The sequence below is a fragment of the Brevibacterium sp. SIMBA_078 genome, assembly GCF_046534565.1.
GTDB lineage: Bacteria > Actinomycetota > Actinomycetes > Actinomycetales > Brevibacteriaceae > Brevibacterium.
Map to the genome: position 1 here is coordinate 1 of NZ_JAWRYQ010000451.1, position 247 is coordinate 247.

At 43.7% G+C, this 247-nt stretch carries 1 protein-coding gene; it reads right to left on the minus strand.

Features of this window, described 5'->3' with window-relative positions; translation table 11 throughout:
* A partial coding sequence (locus SB749_RS20380) for a hypothetical protein (protein WP_410711911.1) occupies positions 1–191 on the minus strand: 191 nt, incomplete at its 3' end.
* Positions 192–247: the final 56 nt, after the last annotated feature.

Consider the following 247-nt stretch of genomic DNA (forward strand, 5'->3'; position numbering starts at 1 on the left):
CTGAGTAATTCAGCCAGTTTTACATCAACCACTCGCACTCTATGTTCGTCCGTTAAATACGTTAGCAACGGCACGACTTCAATACTTTCGCTGGCCTGCATCGTTCGCTGTGCTGATGTGAGCACAGGTTCATCTAAAGGGGCATCATCTAAGTCATCAAATAAACCCGGTTGTTGATTTAAATCACTCATAGCATGGCTCCTTGGCTAAACAAGCCATCTAAAATAACGACTTGATCTGCACTTAG